Raw genomic sequence first — 18,405 nt, 5'->3', positions numbered from 1 at the left:
GTGATGACATTTATCATCACTCTTTTTATCATTTATTGTTAAGGCAGGTTTATGCAACCCACCGACTCGAATACTTCTACTACACCCGACGCCACGCAACCCACTAATGACAATCAAGCCATTATTACGCCGCCCAATAAGAAAAAATCTAAGCCCTCATCGCGTACGCGTAAACGATTAAAAGACGCGCAGCCACTATCTTTTACCATTGACGGTTTATCACATGATGGTCGGGGGGTTGCCGTTTATGGCAATGGCTTTGGCGAGGCAGACGGTCATGTAGAAGAAAAACACGGTAAGAAAGTGTTTGTTAGCTTTGCGCTACCGGGTGAAAGTGTCGAAGTTAAGCTGACCAATAGCCGCACTAGCTTTGAGGAAGGTGATGCGCTCCAAGTCACTGCCAATCCCAATCCTGAGCGCGCCGTACCACCATGTCCCCATTTTGAGGTTTGCGGTGGTTGCAAATTACAACATTGGCAGCCGGATGCTCAAATCAACTTTAAGCAGTCCGTACTTGCCGAGATGTTAATGCATCAAGCAAACGCTGAGCCTGATACTTGGCTTGCCCCAGTGGTTGGTGACCGTCTTGGCTATCGTACTAAGGCACGACTTGGTGTGCGCTATGTCGCCAAAAAAGAAACAGCGCTAGTCGGATTTCGTGAGCGTTCTAGTAATTTTTTAGCCGAGCTCAATGAATGTCATATCTTAGACCCAAGAATTGGCTTTGAGATTGAGAATTTAAAGGCACTTATCAGCTCGCTTGAAAGTCGCAGTCAAATCGCCCAGCTTGAGCTGGCGATGGGTGAATACCTACCAGAATTGCCTGATGGCGATCAACCGGTGGCGCTAATTGTGCGTAACTTATCCCCATTATCAGATGCGGATGTGGATAAGCTCAAAGTATTTTTTGCCGCACGTAACTGGCAGCTGTACTTGCAATCAAAAGGCGTTGATAGCATCAAGCGTATTGCACTTACTGATAACGATGACATGAGTCAGCAGTTTGGTCGCCTATATTACCAGCTGCCTGAATACGATTTAACTTATGAGTTTATTCCTACCGATTTTACTCAAGTCAACCTGTCGGTGAATCGTCAGATGACCAGGCTTGCGTGCGATTTATTAGACCTAAAAGCTGGCGAGCGAGTGCTTGATTTATTCAGTGGCTTGGGTAACTTTAGTTTGCCATTAGCACGTTTGGTCGGAGAGACTGGCTCAGTTGTGGGCGTTGAGGGTAGCGAGGCCATGACCCTACGCGCTGCTGAAAATGCTCGTCGTAATGGTATCAATAATACCGAGTTTTATAGCCAAGACTTGACTCAGGATTGTACCGATCAGCCATGGGCCAACCAAGGTTTCGACGCCCTGCTTATTGATCCACCACGCTCAGGTGCTTGGGAGATTATGCAGTATCTGCCTAAGTTTAATGCTGAGCGTATCGTTTATGTCTCATGTAATCCTGCTACTCTCGCCCGTGATACTAAGGCACTGCTAGAGCAAGGCTACCAGTTAACACATGCTGGTGTCATGGATATGTTTTGTCATACGGGTCACGTCGAGTCGATTGCGCGCTTTGAGAAAGTATTAACTTAATTTTACTTTCGATATACCGTTAAACATCCTATCAACGGCGTTTAGCTCTAACCGATAAAAGTTTATAAAATGACATTATGCTGACACATATTATTATTACAGAGCTCTGCTTGAATCGTGGTTTTAATATGAGATAATAACACCAGTATGATAGGTATATTCTTTAATTAGAATATGGCATATACTGGCGTTCATAGCCTTGAAATACAGGCTATTGACCTTTATCGCAGCTGCTGAAAAATGGATTTTTTAGCAGCTGCGTTGATTTGTATCTGATAATTTATTGGCGGTTAGATCAGGATAGCGCGTAGCAGATAAGGCCATAAATAATTTAAAAATAGCTAAGAGGACTCGGCTATGGTAAAGATTCGTGAAGGATTACCCTTGGTAGATGGACAAACCACGCAAACTGACAGTGCGACATTAACAGCGCAACTGGTCGCCAGTCAACGCTCTCAGAAGTCTGCTAATAGCTACGCCCAAATCCCATTTGATATTAAGCAACAGCTAGCTACTCACAAGCTACACACGACGTTTGATCGTTCAGTACGGCACACTTATAATAGTCATGACCCTAAATTTGACAATAAGTATTTAGATACTACTCTTTTAGACGAAGCGCCCCTGCTCTCAGAAGAACTTGAAGCTATCGACTTGAATCATGCCAACATTGATGTTCCTGCTTGGCTAGACAATGTTGCTAAGCGTATCGGACAAGAGTCAGTACCTGAGCTGACCATGGCCTGTGATTTCATTCGCAGCCGTATGAATACCAGTGAGTCTGAGCGTTCAGGCGCCTATGTGACTGGCATTGGCATGACAGATATCTTAACGTATCTTTATCAAGATGAAGATGCGTTGGTCGCTGCTATGCTATATCGCAGTGCGCGCAAATCCTTAATCAGTTTGGCAGATATTGAGCATAACTTTGGTGCTGATATTTCCACCTTAGTCAGAGACACTTTGGCGATGGGTAAACTATCAGAAATTATTGAAAGCAATAAACGTCTAGAAGATCACTTTGTTAATAATCAGCGTGATCAGCTGTCCAATATTTATAGCATGCTCATCTCGGTCACCAATGATGTGCGTGTAGTACTGATCAAGCTTGCTGAACGTACTTTTGCCATGCGCGAATTAACCTTTTCTAATGCCGAGCGACAACACCGTGTGGCACGCGAAGTCATGACTATTTACGCACCGCTGGCACACCGTTTGGGTATCGCACAACTTAAATGGGAGCTTGAAGACTTAGCTTTTCGTTATCTCGCTCCTGAGCGCTATAAAGAAATTGCCAAATTATTATCCGAAAAACGTAGTGAGCGCGAATCTTACATTCAGCGGGTTGAAAACAAACTTACTGACGCTTTAAGCGAGGCCGGTATTGCGGGAGAAGTCTCGGGACGCGTCAAACATATTTATTCTATTTACCGAAAAATGAAGCTTAAAGGCTTATCCTTTGATCAGCTTTATGATATTCGTGCCCTACGAGTATTGGTCACTAATCCCTCAGACTGTTATCACGCTTTAGGCCTAGTACACGGCTTATGGCGCTACATTCCTGAGCAATTTGATGACTATATTACCAATCCAAAATCGAATGGCTATCGCTCACTACATACTGCTGTTATTGCTGAGAACAAGTCACTTGAGGTACAAATTCGTACTCATGAAATGCACTTTGAAGCTGAGCTTGGTATGTGCGCGCATGTCAATTATAAAGAAGGACTGAAGAATAAAAAGGACAGCTATCTTACCCAAAGAATTAGCTCACTACGTCAATTGCTATCTGTTAACAATGAAGCCCGTAATCAGCTGCGCTCAGCATTAGAAGCAGGTGAGACCCTAGATGAACACGAACTTAATGAGCTTGACGAGGAAGAGCAACTCGTTGATTTTGATGAACTTGAACGTATTTATGTTTTCAGTCGTGATGGTGATATTACAGAGCTTCCCAAAGGGGCAACGGTGCTCGATTTTGCTTATTATGTACATACGCAAGTCGGTAATCGTGCCCAAGCGGCACGGGTCAATCAGCGCTATGTGCCGCTGACTTATCAGCTTAAAACTGGCGAGCAAGTCGAAATCATTACCAAGGCTTCGCGCGAACCTAATCGTGATTGGCTGGTGGCATCACTGGGTTATATTCATACCAGCCGTGCGCGCTCAAAGCTGCGCCAATGGTTCAATAAGCAAGATCGCGATAAAAATATTGAGATCGGTCGTCATATGCTGAGTAAGGAGCTTGAACGCTTATCAATCCATCCCAATAGTCTTGACTTGAATGATTATACTCATTTTTTCCATGTCAATCACGCTGATGATATTGTCGTGGGCTTGGTGACTGGTGATATTAGTCTCCATCAACTGACGGGTCGTATTTCGCGCGAGCTCCACTTAGAACCAGAAAAGCAGGAAGAAGAGTTTGCCCCAAGCGTTGATCCTAAGACCACAGGCAAGATTGATGCTTATAAGATATGTATCGATGGCTTAGATAATATTGAAATCAATTTGGCAGGCTGCTGTCATCCTGTGCATGGCGAGCCGATTGTCGGTTATATTACTTTATCGCGTGGCGTTAGTATTCACAATCGTGGCTGCCCAGAATATATACGTCTGATTGAACGTGATCCTGAGCGTGAAATCAGTGCAGGTTGGAAGTCTAAATCTGGTCGTTATCAGCCCGTTGATATTCATATTGAAGCTTATGATCGTCGTGGCTTATTGCGTGATTTGACTCAAATTATTGATAAAGAAAACGTTAATATTCGTCAAGTTGAGACCATGAGTACTGATGACAATATCGCTTTTCTAAAATTTCATATTGAAGTCTCAGGTCTTGCACATTTATCTAAACTGTTGGCCAAGCTTGAGCAACAGCCTGGTATTCTACATGCCCGTCGTGCCGTTGCTTAATAATCTATCATTTAGTGTCTGTCTTTTAGAGAGGGACACTCGCTTCTTTTAATAATATATATTTTTAAAAAACAAGGTCATCATAAAAAACCACTATGCCTGAGTTGCCTGAAGTCGAAACCACAAAAACCAGTCTGAAGCCATTACTAGGACAGCAAGTTGCTGAGGTAAACGTTTTTCAACCAAAATTGCGTTGGATGATGCCAGATGATTTGGTTGAATTAACAGATTACACGTTGCAAAATGTCGAACGCCGAGCCAAGTATCTAATCTTAACCTTTGTTCCTGCGACAGTATCTACAACCAATGAGAAAAATGTGACTGATAAGATAATTTTATCGCCGGAACGCCAGCTCATTATGCATTTAGGTATGTCAGGAAGTCTGCAGCAGCATCCTATTGGCACTGATAAGCGCAAACATGATCATTTGATAATGACGTTTATCGATAATAACGCTACAAAGATGCAGCTACATTATCATGACCCAAGGCGCTTCGGTGCGGTATTATGGTATGAGGACTATAGTGCAAAGTTGCTGAATCATTTAGGTCCCGAGCCCTTATCGACAGATTTTACGGCCGACTATTTATATCATCTGATTCAGCGTACGGCTGTTTCTAATGAAATGTTGGCCAGTAAGTCGAGGAAGCGCCCTATCGCGCGCGCTATTAAATCAGTCATTATGGAGCAGCAAGTAGTGGTTGGCGTAGGCAATATCTATGCGACTGAAAGTCTCTATCTAGCAGGTATTCATCCAGCAACCCCCGCCCATCAACTATCCTATGAACAAATTGTACTCTTAGTCGATCATATTCAAACTATCTTAAAAAAAGCCATTGAACTTGGGGGCTCAACCCTGCGGGATTTTACAGTAGCCAGTGGTCAAACCGGTTATTTTCAACAGACTTTAAAAGTCTATGGCAAACAGGGTAAATCATGTCCACACTGCGATACTGCGCTTGATAATATTAAGATTAATGGTCGCGCCAGTGTTTACTGTTCTAATTGTCAGCCGTTATAAGCAAACATGAAAATATTTCGCTTTTCAAAAATTAAGATAACAAATTTATTGGCAGTGCTCGGCCAATAGGCGCATTTATGTTGCTTATCAGCACGCATCTTGCTTTAATAGTGGTTAATGCTGCCGTTCAATTAGTCTTAATCAGCAGTGCTCATTATTCATATTGCTTATAAGTTTTAGGACCTCATAATGACTATCAATGCCAAGCAACAACGCCCTGTTAAGTATAAGCTTCTAACCACAATTATAAGTGTCAGCGTTGCTATGGCAAGTATGCAGCCTGCATCAGCGGCGATAGAAATAGATGAGACTGATTTTGGGCCTTCTTATGAAACCATGGCAGTAGATACGATCGTTGGCAAACCCTTACAGCTAATCACAGCCATTGCTGGTACCGCAGTTTATTTGGTTAGCCTTCCCTATTCCCTTATCGGCCGCAATGCCGATCAAGCGCAGCAAAAGCTATTTGTTGAGCCTTGGGATGCAATGGGACGTTGCTTGGGCTGTACGGTTGCTGAAGACAACTATTACAAGTCACAAGCAGTCAATGATAACGTCGTACGTATCGTCGTCGATCGTCCCTCAGAGATTTTAATTAATACCAATGATCATGTGATTGTCACGCCTTAACCTTAACTTTTATAAGTACCCATCAAAGCAAAACCCTTAGGACAATTTCGTTAAAAAGACAGCATTTATATAACAGTTTTCATATAAAAACTAATGCATAAAAAAAGGCTAACATCGCGTTAGCCTTTTTTATTTCAATCCCAATTCTCATCAAGAATAGATATTAAGCACCTTTCTTACGACCATGACGCTTACGTTCACTTTCAGTTAAGTAGCGTTTACGAATACGGATAGCTTTAGGCGTCACTTCAACCAGCTCATCATCTTGAATGAATTCAAGCGCCTGCTCAAGGGTAAACTTAACCGCTGGCGTTAAGGTCAAAGCCTCATCAGTACCACTAGCACGGACGTTGGTGAGCTGTTTGGCAGTTGTAGGGTTAACGGCCATATCATCATTACGTGAGTTCAAGCCTACAATCATACCTTCATACACTTCAAGCTGAGGCTCTGCAAACATCTTGCCACGTTTTTGCAGGTTAAATAACGCGAAGCCTAAGCAAGTACCCGTTGCCATAGATACTAATACACCATTAGCACGAGCACCGACATCACCGATTTTTTGTGGACCATAATGCGAGAAGCTTGACGTTAAGATACCAGATCCTGAGGTCAAGGTTAGAAACTCAGAACGGAAGCCAATAAGACCACGAGCGGGTACTGTTGCTTCAATACGCATACGACCTTTGTTGTCCAACACCATATTAGTCATCTCGCCTTTGCGTAGACCAATTTGCTCCATAATGCTGCCTTGATGCTGTTCTTCAATGTCAAAAACCACATTTTCATACGGCTCTTGTAGCTTACCATCAACTTCTTTAATGATAACTTCTGGACCTGATACGCCAAGCTCGAAACCTTCACGGCGCATGTTTTCGATAAGTACTGATAGATGTAGCTCACCACGACCTGATACTTTGAACTTCTCAGGTGAGTCTGTGTCTTCTACACGCAATGCCACATTATGAATAAGCTCACGCTCTAAACGCTCACGAATATTACGTGACGTAACGAACTTACCTTCACGACCTGCGAATGGTGAGTTATTTACCTGGAAGTTCATCGATACCGTTGGCTCGTCAACGGTTAACGCTGGCAAGGCTTCAACATGATTAGGATCACATATCGTATCAGAGATGTTAAGCGCATCAATACCAGTAATACAGATAATATCACCTGCTTGTGCGTCATCAACTTCGATACGCTCAAGACCATGATAGCCCATGATTTTTAGAATGCGGCCGTTACGTGTTTTACCTTCTTTATCGATCACAGTCACTTGCGTGTTGGTTTTAACTTTACCGCGCTGAATACGACCGATACCAATAACACCAACAAAGCTATTATAATCTATGCTTGATATTTGCATGCGGAATGGCGCATCTGCATCAACCTGTGGTGGCTGTACAACATCTACAATGGTTTCAAATAATGGCGTCATATCATCAGCAAGATCGTCTGCTTCCAAACCGGCAACACCATTCAATGCAGACGCATAAACAACTGGAAAGTCTAGCTGCTCATCGGTTGCACCAAGGTTATCAAACAAATCGAAAATCTGATCCATTACCCAGTCAGGACGTGCACCAGGACGGTCAATTTTATTGATAACAACGATTGGTTTTAAGTTTTGCTCAAATGCTTTTTGAGTCACAAAACGTGTTTGTGGCATTGGTCCATCAACAGCATCAACGACTAAAAGTACGCAGTCAACCATTGACATGACACGCTCAACTTCTCCACCAAAGTCAGCATGACCTGGGGTATCTACGATGTTGATACGATATTCAATATCTTTTTTAGGGTGCTGCCATTTAATAGCAGTATTCTTGGCCAGAATCGTAATGCCACGTTCTTGCTCAATATCACCTGAATCCATTGCGCGTTCCGCAATGTTTGCACGGTCACCGAAAGTACCCGATTGATGTAATAATTTATCAACCAAAGTCGTTTTACCGTGATCAACGTGGGCAATGATTGCAATATTACGCAAATTTTTAATGTCGTTCGCCATATAAAATGCTCGTTTTGTCTTAATAAAAGGCAGTAGCAGTAAGCGCCGCTGGATAAGCTTTCATCATCAATCAGCCAGATAGTTCACTCTGCTCTTAAACGCCTGCACAATAAGTGCGCTGGAATAAGTAGTAACAGTAGAAGTAAACATCTATACCGATACATCCATCGTACCGTTAGCCATGCTAGTGTACACCCTGTCAATTTACAAAGTGTTTGGGCGGTTAGTATAGCATTATTGCATCATGAATTTATGCAATAACTTATTTATCTGAATGCTTTATTTCAAAGCAATAAAAAAAGCCACCTTAAAGGCAGCTTTTTTTGCAAATTTAGCGCTGATATTTTATTTAATAAGCAGTTGCTTACTGAATAACCATATCTTTAGTTTGTTCAACAGTCATGGTTTTGTCACCAGTGATGATGGCATATACACGACGGTTCATAGCGCGACCTTCTTCAGTATCGTTTGGCGCGATTGGACGGTCATAACCGTAACCAACTGTTGATAGACGGTTTGGTGCAATACCAAATTCGTTAGTCAACATAGATTTTACAGCAACCGCACGGGCTTCAGACAGACGTTGGTTATAACGTGCTGATGGGCCAGTTTTAGAAGCATGACTTTCAACGCGAGCGGTAGAGTTAGGATACTCACGCATCTTCTCTGCTACTTTAGCGATCTCAGGCTTGTATTGGTTTTTGATAGCTGATTTATCGTTATCAAAGAATACACGAAGTTCCATTTTCAGCTCGTCAGTAATATCTACTGGTACTGGGCAACCACGTTCATCTACAACCACATTCATTGGAGTGCCTGGGCACGCATCAATGCTATCTGGTACGCCATCACCATCTGAATCAACATCTACATCAGTTTCAACAACAACGATTGGTGGTGTATCCATAGTAGGTTCTACTACTGGTGGTACAGCTACTGTTGGGGCTAAGTGACCACCAAGGACGACTTCTAGACCAGCTAAGGCCATGCCTTCCCACCAGTTGTTATCGAAGTTATGGATAGCACGGGCTTCACCACGTAGGCTTAGTGCATCGTTAATACGATACATAGCACCTAGACCTAAGTTACCAATAGTATCTTTTGAGCTTGATACTTCAGTACCAGCTGGAACGTTAACACCAGGTGTTGTGTTGTCAGTAACATATTGTTCTTGGTTTTCTACTTCAATTTTAGATTGACCAGCACCAACTAGAACGTATGGCTTGAACTTGCCATCAGTATAACCAGTGAATTCTTCAGTACCGATTAAGAAGTTACCAGAAATCATGGTTTGTTCGATATCAAAACGGTTAACACCAGCATCTGCAGAATCTTCAGAAGCTTCGCCATTCGCACTTGATACACCATATTCTACTTGGAACTGAGTAGAAGGAGTAAGCTCGATACCTAGAGCGGCACCAGTATATAGGCTACTTTCTTTAGCAACGCCGCCATTATTATTGCCACGATCGCCATTACCAATTTGATCACCATTGGCGTTTTCGTAAAGGTTCTTACCAGTCGTAAGAATTTCACGCTGTTCATCAGCGGCTTCGTCAGTGTAATGATAACCTAATAGTAGTGGGCTGATAGTAACGCCAGCGTTCGCTGCTAAAGGCGCAGCTGCTACGGCAACTAGAGCTAAAGCGATTTTATTCAATTTCATGGACTTCCTCCAAAGGATGATTTGAGTGATGTGTTAAGCAATATCACTTCCTAAAATGCCTCAACAATAGACATCTTTTTAGAATGTGTAATTATACAACAAAACCAATTAGGAAGTAGCTTATCGACTATCAATTAAGTTTACAACTTTTTTCGTTAGGCAGCTACACATTATTACACGATAGTGTTGTAACTAAAACACAATCGCCCGATTATTTTACTGAGAACTAACATACCTTGCATTTTTCGTCTTTTAAATGTCAGTTCACAATAAATAGAACTAAGCCCTATCTGCTGTCTGTGCTTAGTCTAATACAATTGGTTTTTTTTCTCTATTATTAAAACCCAGCATTCACGAATTGAAACATTTTTTGACAGTAGGTATATATTCTGTTTATATGGAGATAGTAAACATAATTTGATTTTAAAGACAAATATTGAAAAATAAGGCTAATTATTAGCGTATTGTCGCAATGAGAGGCTAAAGGTAATATAAAAAAGGCTAATTATTGTAAAGACCCGTTAAATGGTATCGCTCAGTCTAACTGCACTATATATAGAGGTAACTATCATTTAGAGCTATATTAGGCAAGGCAATAACGAATAATCAATAGCCCTATATGTTTATATTCAATTGATTTAAGCGTTACCAACTATCAACTGGTTTATAGGTGATCAGTGAAAAATGTTTCTAGGTTTTGTTCTAAAAGTGAGGTGATTCCTATATTCCATGTAGATTATAAAATTCTTAAGAACAGTCCAAAATACTATATCGAACGTGGTTTTACTCTGGTAGAACTGATAGTAACGATAGCAGTGTTAGCGATTATAACGGCTATCGCTACACCAACAGTGCTAACACAACTGGCTAATATGGAAGCCAAACGCATCCGGTATGGCTTAGTGAGTACTCTTGTCATTGCTAAAGCTGAGAGTTATATTCAACATCGAAATTTACTTGTTTGTTTATCAAACACAGGAGGACGATGTGATAAAAACAGTAAGAAGAATCTACTATTGTTTATGGATAAAAATGACAATCAGGACTACGATGCCAGTATTGACGAGCTATTAGAGAAGCAACGGTTAGACCCTGAATACGGCACACTACATCTACGTGCTGGCGGACGACATTATGTCAGATTTGCCGGTGATAGCGGCAAGCCACGCGGGTTTTTTGGACATATTAAGTACTGCCCAAGCTCGACCTATAGTCAAGCTATGTATCAAATATCATTTAATCAAAACGGTATCATTAAGTATAAACCCAATCGTATTCATGATACGGGTTGCTTATAAATGCTTTATTTAGCAAATAAAAAAGTAAGGCTTGTGAGGCATATTAATTGGCATTAATTAGGAACCCCTAACTTCAAGCTTTATGATACATCGCTGTTTTCATCATAGTCACTGCTTGTGCTAAGCCTACAAATACAGCATCAGCGATGAGCGCATGACCAATATTAAGCTCGTAGATACCGTCAATTTGCGCAATGGCATAAACATTATCGCGTGTTAAACCATGACCGGCATTAATCAAAAGACCATCATTTGCTCGCTGGGCAGTAGTTACCGCTTGCTTAATACGTTGTAGCTCAGCATTCTGTGCAGCGCTACTACCTGCTAGGCTAGCCTCAGCATAGGCACCCGTATGTAGCTCGATAGCATCAGCGCCACAAGTTACTGCTGCCGCAATCTGTTGGTCTTCTGGATCAATAAACAATGATACCTTGATATCAGCTGCCTGTAGTTGAGTGATATAGTCTGTCAACCAAGCAACCTGCCCTACCACATCAAGACCGCCTTCAGTAGTCAGTTCTGCACGTTTTTCAGGTACCAAACATACCCAAAATGGCTTTACCTTACAAGCAATTCCTAACATCTCAGTAGTCGCTGCCATCTCTAAGTTTAATCTAGTTGTTATTTGCGGAGCAATCTCATAGACATCCGCATCTTGAATATGACGACGATCTTCACGCAGGTGAATAGTAATACCATCCGCACCCGCTTGCTCACATAATAATGCTGCCGCTACAGGACTAGGATAAGCAACACCGCGTGCTTGACGTAACGTTGCCACGTGATCAATGTTAACGCCTAATAGTGGTTTTTTTTGTAGTGGTTGGTTTTGGGCTTGCTGTTTAGGTTTTTGTGCAGTTGTAGACAGTAGTGATGAGGTAGCCATAAAATATCCTTTTAATAATGGTACTCAGTTGATGGGCTGGACGTACTAGTAAACGTTCGCTATAGCGCTTATATTAAACATAAGCATCTATTAGACTATAAATTTATTGTTGATAGCGTTGTTGTTGTTGCCACAATAAGCGGCTTTGTAAGGGCTTATAATCAAGCAAGTGGTCAATCAAGTGTCGATGTAGGCGTGACCATGAGCTAAGCGTAGTCGCTGTAATACCCGTTTGCACCATCATGAGTATTTCGCTACCACTAAACACTGCTTGCAAGACACTATTTACTGAATGATCGGAGGCAATAATAGGTACTAAACCCACATCGGGTAAAAACCGATAATCACACTCTGGCTCAATAGCAGCAAGAGTGCTGTCATGCGCAAGCGTTAAGCCAAAGCCCAACTCCTTGAACAAATAATTCTCAAAACGCCGCAAACTTAAGCGTAGCTCAGTAGCGGACAAGGGCTGCTTAAGCTCCAACAAGCTATCTTGATAATGTTGCCACAATACTGGCATAGGGTCTTCGGTTGGCAGTAGCTTCCAGAGAAGCTCGTTGAGATATAAAGCAGCGTACTGCTGTTGACCGTTGATCTGCTGATAGGAAACTTGCTCTGCTGTAATAACGGCGCTATCAGCTTGAGCCATATTAATCTGACTAAAGGTTTTTAAATCACGTTTACCTGTGGCAAAAAGCTGTAACGGTATAAATAGAGGTGCCCCTTTTTTACCAATACCGTGCACTACCCCATGCTGCTGCGAGAATAAATAATAGAGCGCACGCTTTTCTTGATAAGGGCGCTGATGTAATAAGTAACCGGTTAATGCTTCATTACGCATCTATTATTACCTCAGCGATGACCATATGATCGCAGCGCTACTTTTTAATCGCTATTAATAGCCCAAGCTGGTCAGTGCCCGTTCGTCATCAGACCAACCACGTTTGACCTTCACCCATAGAGTCAACATAACTTTTTTGTCAAACAGCTGCTCCATGTCTTTACGGGCGTCAATGCCAACTTGTTTAATACGTTGACCTTTGTCACCAATGACGATGGCTTTTTGGCCACTGCGTTCAACATATATCGTCGCATCAATAAAGGTACAGGCTTTGCGCGGACGACCAGTCTTAGGATCAGTATGGGCCGCTTCATCTTTAAATTCATCAATCTGTACGGTTAAGTCGTAGGGCACTTCATCACCGGCACTACGCATTATCTTTTCACGGATAATTTCACTGGCTAAAAAGCGCTCAGAGCGATCGGTAATCTGTTCTGTATCATAAATAGGGGCGGCAATTGGCAAATGCGAGGCAATCACTTCTTGCAGGCGATCAAGATTCTGACTCTTTAATGCCGATACCGGTACGATATCAGCAAAATCAAAGCTATCACTAAAGGTTTCAATTAATGGCAGGATGCTACCTTTATCTTTTAAGGTATCGGCTTTATTAATGACCAGCACTACAGTTAGATTGGTATCGCCAAGCTTTTGTAGCACTAGTAGATCATCATCACGCCATTGATCTGAATCCACCACAAATAGCACTAAATCAACATCGACTAGTGCTGATACAGCGGCTTTATTCATACGCTCATTGATAGCGCGCACTTCATTACGGTGAATACCAGGCGTATCAACGAACACCGCTTGCATCTCATCATTAGACAAAATACCGTGAATACGATGGCGCGTGGTTTGTGGCTTACGCGAAGTGATAGACAGCTTTTGACCCAATAAATGATTCATCAAAGTAGACTTACCAACGTTCGGACGACCGACAATTGCTACATATCCTGTTTTAAAATTGTCTGCAACGTCAGCCTTACTACTCGGCGCAAAAAAATCTTCAATGGCAACGTTATGATTAACTTCGACGCTTTCATTGAACTCAATATTGTCATTAACTTCAATACTGTCATTACTCTCAACATTACTAGCATCTGCTTGATTATTGTCTTGCTCAGATTCTGTATTATTGGCTAGGTTTGTATCAATATTTTGGGTCATATTATCAGCGTTATCTTCATTAGGTGGCAAGGCGGTGCTGTTGCTCATAGGTCGATCCTGTAAGGAGTATATAGTGAGACTAGCTACCTTTTATAAGTTTTAGATAGGGCAGCTAGACTAATATTATTTCGAATGTATTAAAAAAAGGAAAATACTTAAATTAGACTTTAGCGCATTTAGGTGTTTAATTTTTTTGATCACTGCTACTGCATATCAGACACTTCAGTAATAAGATATTTGCGCTAAGGATATTTGCGTATAAATATCTTACGAGCGCTTTTTAAGTAAGCTAGGTCGTTTATACAATTGATTGATCATCAGCTCCGCTGCTTTTTGTTCAGCGATACGGCGACTTTCGCCAGACTCGGTGATATTAGGACAATCACTGATATTAACCTGACAGCGCACCACAAAAATCTGATGCGGCGCATTACCACGCGTCTCCATTAGCTCATACTGCGGTAAATCAAATTGTTTAGACTGTAGCCATTCTTGCAAGCGACTTTTAGCATCTTTGAGTACTTTTTGTTCATTGACGTCATTGATAAGACTCCCATACCACGCCAATACACAAGCACGGGTAACATTCATATCTTGACTGTCTAAATAAATAGCACCAATTAGCGACTCTACAGCATCGGCTAATATCGAAGCGCGATTGCGTCCCCCACCTTTACGCTCACCAATACCTAAGATTAAGTGATTACATAGCTCTAGATCTTGGGCAATAGTCACCAGCGACTCTTGGCGCACCAAAGTAGCACGCATACGCGTCAAGCGCCCTTCGTTTTGGGTAGGATAGCGATGATATAATGCCTCACCAACAATCATACCCAATAAGGCATCACCTAAAAACTCTAAACGCTCGTAGTTTTTTTTGCTATCGAATGAGCGGTGAGTCAGCGCAAGCTTGGGTAAACTTAAATCCTTAAACACATAACCTAGCTTGCGTGTCAGTACTGCCAACTGTTGGATAAAGTCTGAGCTGACAACAAAGCTGTCCGCAGTCGCGCTATTTTTTTTGGCAGTAGGTATCGTTTGGTACTGTGGTAACGTTGGTTTCATGCGTGGCTTTTGGTTATCCGGTTATTTTTACAAGTGGGGTGGTTTGAATGAGTGTAATCAAACAAAATTTGTATCATAAACTACTTTTTAGATAAACTAACAGTCTGTCTATAGTCGATCGTAGGTACAGCAACGATTAAAAAAGCGCCATTATTGTTAATATCAGCATAACATCTAATCAATAAAATGATTATAGTCGACACCAAATAATTAGAATATAGGGAAGACGAGCTTAGGTAGTAACTGGCTTATGACAGCAAGCACAGTAAGCGCATCTTACCCTATAGTCTTTTCATATAAATTTGATGATATTAATCAATAGCGCCATTGCGGGCAAAGGTCGGTAGATTCAGACCTGGCGGCTTATGCATCCAGATATATACGGCTTTACCCGCTAAGTTATCATCTGGAACAAACCCCCAAAATCGACCATCAGCACTGCGATCACGATTATCACCCATCACAAAGTACTGACCTTCAGGTACGGTAACATGCCACTGCATACCTTCAGAATCCACCACTTCTGGTGATTGCTGCTGTAAAAATGGCGCGTACTGCGAGCTGTTCATTCCGTTTAGATAGCGCACTAGATGTTCATGCTCGCCTTGAGTTTCTTGAAAATACTGGGCGTACTCTTCTTCTTCTTGGCCCATTTGCACCGCCCCATCCTCAGTGAGTACTTGCCCTGGTGCGACTTGTCCTGCTGAATATAATTGTGAGGTCAACTCAGGATTAGCATCAAAATTTATTGGCTTGGTATCTACCGCTATATTATTAATAGCAAGCTTGCCTTGATCATAGCTGACCGTATCACCCGGCAGACCAATCACGCGCTTGATATAATAAATACTTGGGTTTTCAGGGTAGCGAAATACCATGACATCACCGTGTTCAGGGCTGCCTGTATCTATAATTTTATTATAAGTCAGCGGCAGACGAACCCCATATGCGTATTTATTGACAGCAATAAAGTCGCCAGTATATAGAGTCGGCACCATAGAGGAAGATGGAATGTTGAATGGCTCAATTAAAAATGAGCGCACAAACAGCACCACCGCCAATACGGGGAAAAAGTCATACGCCCAGCGTACCGCCCAGCTTTCTTTACCCGGACCACGCGATTTGCGCTGTTTCCATACCAGCTTATCTAATAGCCAGACCAGCCCTAAGCCTAAGGTTAATGGCACCAACACTAAATTAAAATCAAAATCCATACTCAATTGCCTATTAACGAGCTGCTTATCTGACAGTTTTAACGGATAAGACTAACAATAGTGACTTATTATTTTCAATAATTGTTAATAATTATTATTAATAATGACCTGTATCTAACTTTTAAGCATACACTCGATTATCTAATCTACTTGCAATACGGCTAAGAAGGCTTCTTGTGGAATCTCCACATTACCAACTTGCTTCATGCGCTTTTTGCCTGCTTTTTGCTTAGACAGTAGCTTTTTCTTCCGCGAGACATCACCACCATAACATTTGGCTAACACGTCTTTACGCATGGCTTTAACCGTACTACGGCCAATGATTTGGCTACCAATAGCGGCCTGAATCGCCACATCAAACATCTGCCGCGGAATCAGCTCTTTCATCTTACCAACCAGCGCATTACCACGGTAACGGGCTTGTGCTTCATGAACAATCATTGCTAAGGCATCAACTTTATCACCGTTAATAAGCACATCAACTTTGACTAATTTATCTGCTTGATAACGCTCAAAGTTGTAATCAAGTGAGGCAAAGCCGCGTGAGACTGATTTTAGGCGGTCAAAGAAATCCATCACCACTTCGCCCATCGGAATATCAAATATCAGCTGAACTTGTCTGCCCATAAAACGCATGTCGACTTGTGCGCCGCGACGCTCAATACATAGAGTCATGACATTGCCCAAGTAATCTTGCGGTACTAAAATCTGGCAGCGGGCAATCGGTTCACGAAACTCTTCGATATTATTAGGTTCAGGCAGTCTTGATGGGTTATCAACGTACATGATTTCGCCATCTTTCTTCACAATCTCATAAATTACCGATGGCGCAGTAGTGATTAAGTCCAAGTCGTATTCGCGCTCAAGACGCTCTTGGATAATCTCCATGTGCAGCATACCTAGAAAGCCGCAACGGAAACCAAAACCGAGCGCATCTGAAGTATCCGGTTCAAAAAACAACGAGGCATCATTAATTTGTAATTTTTGTAGCGCCTCACGAAACTTTTCAAAGTCAGTAGATTCGACTGGGAACATACCCGCATACACCTGCGGAGTAACTTGCTTAAACCCAGGGATACAATCGACATCAGGCGTCTTAGCATGAGTAATCGTATCGCCGACCGGCGCGCCAGCAATGTCTTTAATACCCGCAATGATAAAACCAACTTCACCGGCTTCTAAAATACCAGTATCTAATGGCTTCGGAGTAAAGACCCCAATTGAGCCGACCGGATGCGCATCTTTAGTCGACTTAATATAAATTTTATCGCCTTGGCGTACCGTACCTTGGCGCACACGTACTAGTGAGACCACGCCCAGATAATTATCAAACCATGAATCGATAATCAGTGCTTGTAGCGGCGCTTCGCGATCCCCTGTCGGCGCTGGAATAAACTCAACCAAGGCCTCCAGCAGCTTATCAACACCAAGTCCAGATTTTGCTGATACGCGCGGTGCATCAATCGCTTCGATACCAATGATATCTTCAATCTCTTGAATAACGCGCTCAGGCTCTACTTGTGGCAAGTCAATTTTATTCAGCACCGCCATTACTTCTAGGCCTTGATCAACTGCAGTGTAACAGTTGGCAACAGACTGGGCTTCGACCCCTTGTGCGGCATCGACAACCAATAATGCCCCTTCACAGGCGGCTAATGAGCGTGAAACTTCATAAGAAAAATCCACGTGGCCTGGCGTATCAATAAAATTGAGCTGATAACGCTCACCATTGGGGTGATCATAATACAAAGTCACCGACTGCGCTTTAATGGTAATACCGCGCTCACGCTCAATATCCATGGAGTCGAGTACTTGCGCCTGCATTTCGCGATCTTGCAGCGCGCCGCACATTTGAATAAAACGATCAGCAAGGGTCGACTTGCCATGATCAATGTGGGCAATGATAGAAAAGTTACGAATATTGGCTAATGCAGTCACAAAGCGCCTACTAAATAAGGGGTGATTGAATAATGGGAATAAAAAATGATGTCAGGCGCAATTAATAAAATAATCGCCCATAATTAATATCAGCTGGTTCGCTAATATTATCGCCTCAAATCAACAGCTCATAGCGCTTACTAATACACGCAGGC

13 protein-coding genes are annotated in these 18,405 nt (G+C 42.2%); 5 read left to right on the top strand and 8 right to left on the bottom strand.

All coding sequences use genetic code 11. From position 1 onward, the window contains the following. Positions 1-51 precede the first annotated feature (51 nt). The 4 genes from rlmD to AAEY88_RS08700 all read left to right on the top strand — a co-directional run bounded on the left by rlmD (position 52) and on the right by AAEY88_RS08700 (position 6,161). A complete protein-coding gene (gene rlmD, locus AAEY88_RS08715) occupies positions 52-1,593 on the top strand; it encodes a 23S rRNA (uracil(1939)-C(5))-methyltransferase RlmD (protein ID WP_350561471.1) in 1,542 nt (513 codons plus the stop codon). A gap of 357 nt (positions 1,594-1,950) precedes the next feature. Further along, positions 1,951-4,509 (top strand): bifunctional (p)ppGpp synthetase/guanosine-3',5'-bis(diphosphate) 3'-pyrophosphohydrolase, encoded by a 2,559-nt coding sequence (locus tag AAEY88_RS08710; RefSeq protein ID WP_350561469.1) that lies wholly within the window; start codon positions 1,951-1,953, stop codon positions 4,507-4,509. Between the two features lie 95 nt (positions 4,510-4,604). Beyond that, complete coding sequence (gene mutM, locus AAEY88_RS08705) at positions 4,605-5,531, top strand: bifunctional DNA-formamidopyrimidine glycosylase/DNA-(apurinic or apyrimidinic site) lyase (RefSeq protein ID WP_350561467.1); 927 nt, start codon at positions 4,605-4,607, stop codon at positions 5,529-5,531. A 189-nt stretch (positions 5,532-5,720) separates the two neighbouring features. After that, a complete protein-coding gene (locus AAEY88_RS08700) occupies positions 5,721-6,161 on the top strand; it encodes a hypothetical protein (protein ID WP_350561465.1) in 441 nt (146 codons plus the stop codon). A gap of 163 nt (positions 6,162-6,324) precedes the next feature. On the opposite strand, the gene typA is transcribed toward AAEY88_RS08700, so the two are convergent. Then, positions 6,325-8,172, bottom strand: coding sequence for a translational GTPase TypA (typA, locus tag AAEY88_RS08695; protein WP_350561463.1), 1,848 nt, complete (start codon positions 8,170-8,172; stop codon positions 6,325-6,327). Positions 8,173-8,536: 364 nt separating this feature from the next. Continuing rightward, positions 8,537-9,838, bottom strand: a complete 1,302-nt coding sequence (locus tag AAEY88_RS08690) for an OmpA family protein (RefSeq protein WP_350561461.1) — start codon at positions 9,836-9,838, stop codon at positions 8,537-8,539. 677 nt (positions 9,839-10,515) lie between these two features. Here AAEY88_RS08690 and AAEY88_RS08685 point away from each other — a divergent pair. After that, positions 10,516-11,136, top strand: coding sequence for a GspH/FimT family pseudopilin (locus AAEY88_RS08685; protein ID WP_350561459.1), 621 nt, complete (start codon positions 10,516-10,518; stop codon positions 11,134-11,136). 73 nt (positions 11,137-11,209) lie between these two features. Here AAEY88_RS08685 and AAEY88_RS08680 read toward each other — a convergent pair whose 3' ends face one another. The 6 genes from AAEY88_RS08680 to lepA all read right to left on the bottom strand — a co-directional run bounded on the left by AAEY88_RS08680 (position 11,210) and on the right by lepA (position 18,250). After that, positions 11,210-12,022 carry a pyridoxine 5'-phosphate synthase gene (locus AAEY88_RS08680; RefSeq protein WP_350561457.1) on the bottom strand — a complete coding sequence of 271 codons (813 nt, stop codon included), beginning with the start codon at positions 12,020-12,022 and terminating at the stop codon, positions 11,210-11,212. Between the two features lie 103 nt (positions 12,023-12,125). Next, the gene (locus AAEY88_RS08675; protein ID WP_350561455.1) at positions 12,126-12,863 is read right to left on the bottom strand and encodes a DNA repair protein RecO C-terminal domain-containing protein; all 738 of its coding nucleotides are present in this window, start codon (positions 12,861-12,863) and stop codon (positions 12,126-12,128) included. A 54-nt stretch (positions 12,864-12,917) separates the two neighbouring features. Beyond that, a complete protein-coding gene (gene era, locus AAEY88_RS08670; RefSeq protein WP_350561453.1) occupies positions 12,918-14,081 on the bottom strand; it encodes a GTPase Era in 1,164 nt (387 codons plus the stop codon). Between the two features lie 219 nt (positions 14,082-14,300). Further along, entirely contained in the window at positions 14,301-15,098 is a 798-nt protein-coding gene (gene rnc, locus AAEY88_RS08665; protein ID WP_350561451.1) for a ribonuclease III, read from the bottom strand. Between the two features lie 311 nt (positions 15,099-15,409). Beyond that, a complete protein-coding gene (gene lepB, locus AAEY88_RS08660) occupies positions 15,410-16,312 on the bottom strand; it encodes a signal peptidase I (protein ID WP_350561449.1) in 903 nt (300 codons plus the stop codon). Between the two features lie 141 nt (positions 16,313-16,453). Continuing rightward, positions 16,454-18,250 carry a translation elongation factor 4 gene (lepA, locus tag AAEY88_RS08655; protein ID WP_350561447.1) on the bottom strand — a complete coding sequence of 599 codons (1,797 nt, stop codon included), beginning with the start codon at positions 18,248-18,250 and terminating at the stop codon, positions 16,454-16,456. Positions 18,251-18,405: the final 155 nt, after the last annotated feature.

This window comes from Psychrobacter sp. CAL346-MNA-CIBAN-0220, assembly GCF_040309805.1.
In the GTDB taxonomy this organism is placed as follows: Bacteria; Pseudomonadota; Gammaproteobacteria; order Pseudomonadales; family Moraxellaceae; genus Psychrobacter.
Note: the sequence above shows the minus strand (reverse complement) of the source record. Positions and strands in the feature narration are given on the sequence as shown.

Excerpts from the sequence above, each read along its gene's own strand:
- rlmD (WP_350561471.1), top strand. The coding sequence starts at position 52 with ATGCAACCCACCGACTCGAATACTTCTACTACACCCGACGCCACGCAA.
- AAEY88_RS08710 (WP_350561469.1), top strand. The coding sequence starts at position 1,951 with ATGGTAAAGATTCGTGAAGGATTACCCTTGGTAGATGGACAAACCACG.
- mutM (WP_350561467.1), top strand. The coding sequence starts at position 4,605 with ATGCCTGAGTTGCCTGAAGTCGAAACCACAAAAACCAGTCTGAAGCCA.
- AAEY88_RS08700 (WP_350561465.1), top strand. The coding sequence starts at position 5,721 with ATGACTATCAATGCCAAGCAACAACGCCCTGTTAAGTATAAGCTTCTA.
- typA (WP_350561463.1), bottom strand. The coding sequence starts at position 8,172 with ATGGCGAACGACATTAAAAATTTGCGTAATATTGCAATCATTGCCCAC.
- AAEY88_RS08690 (WP_350561461.1), bottom strand. The coding sequence starts at position 9,838 with ATGAAATTGAATAAAATCGCTTTAGCTCTAGTTGCCGTAGCAGCTGCG.
- AAEY88_RS08680 (WP_350561457.1), bottom strand. The coding sequence starts at position 12,022 with ATGGCTACCTCATCACTACTGTCTACAACTGCACAAAAACCTAAACAG.
- AAEY88_RS08675 (WP_350561455.1), bottom strand. The coding sequence starts at position 12,863 with ATGCGTAATGAAGCATTAACCGGTTACTTATTACATCAGCGCCCTTAT.
- era (WP_350561453.1), bottom strand. The coding sequence starts at position 14,081 with ATGAGCAACAGCACCGCCTTGCCACCTAATGAAGATAACGCTGATAAT.
- rnc (WP_350561451.1), bottom strand. The coding sequence starts at position 15,098 with ATGAAACCAACGTTACCACAGTACCAAACGATACCTACTGCCAAAAAA.
- lepB (WP_350561449.1), bottom strand. The coding sequence starts at position 16,312 with ATGGATTTTGATTTTAATTTAGTGTTGGTGCCATTAACCTTAGGCTTA.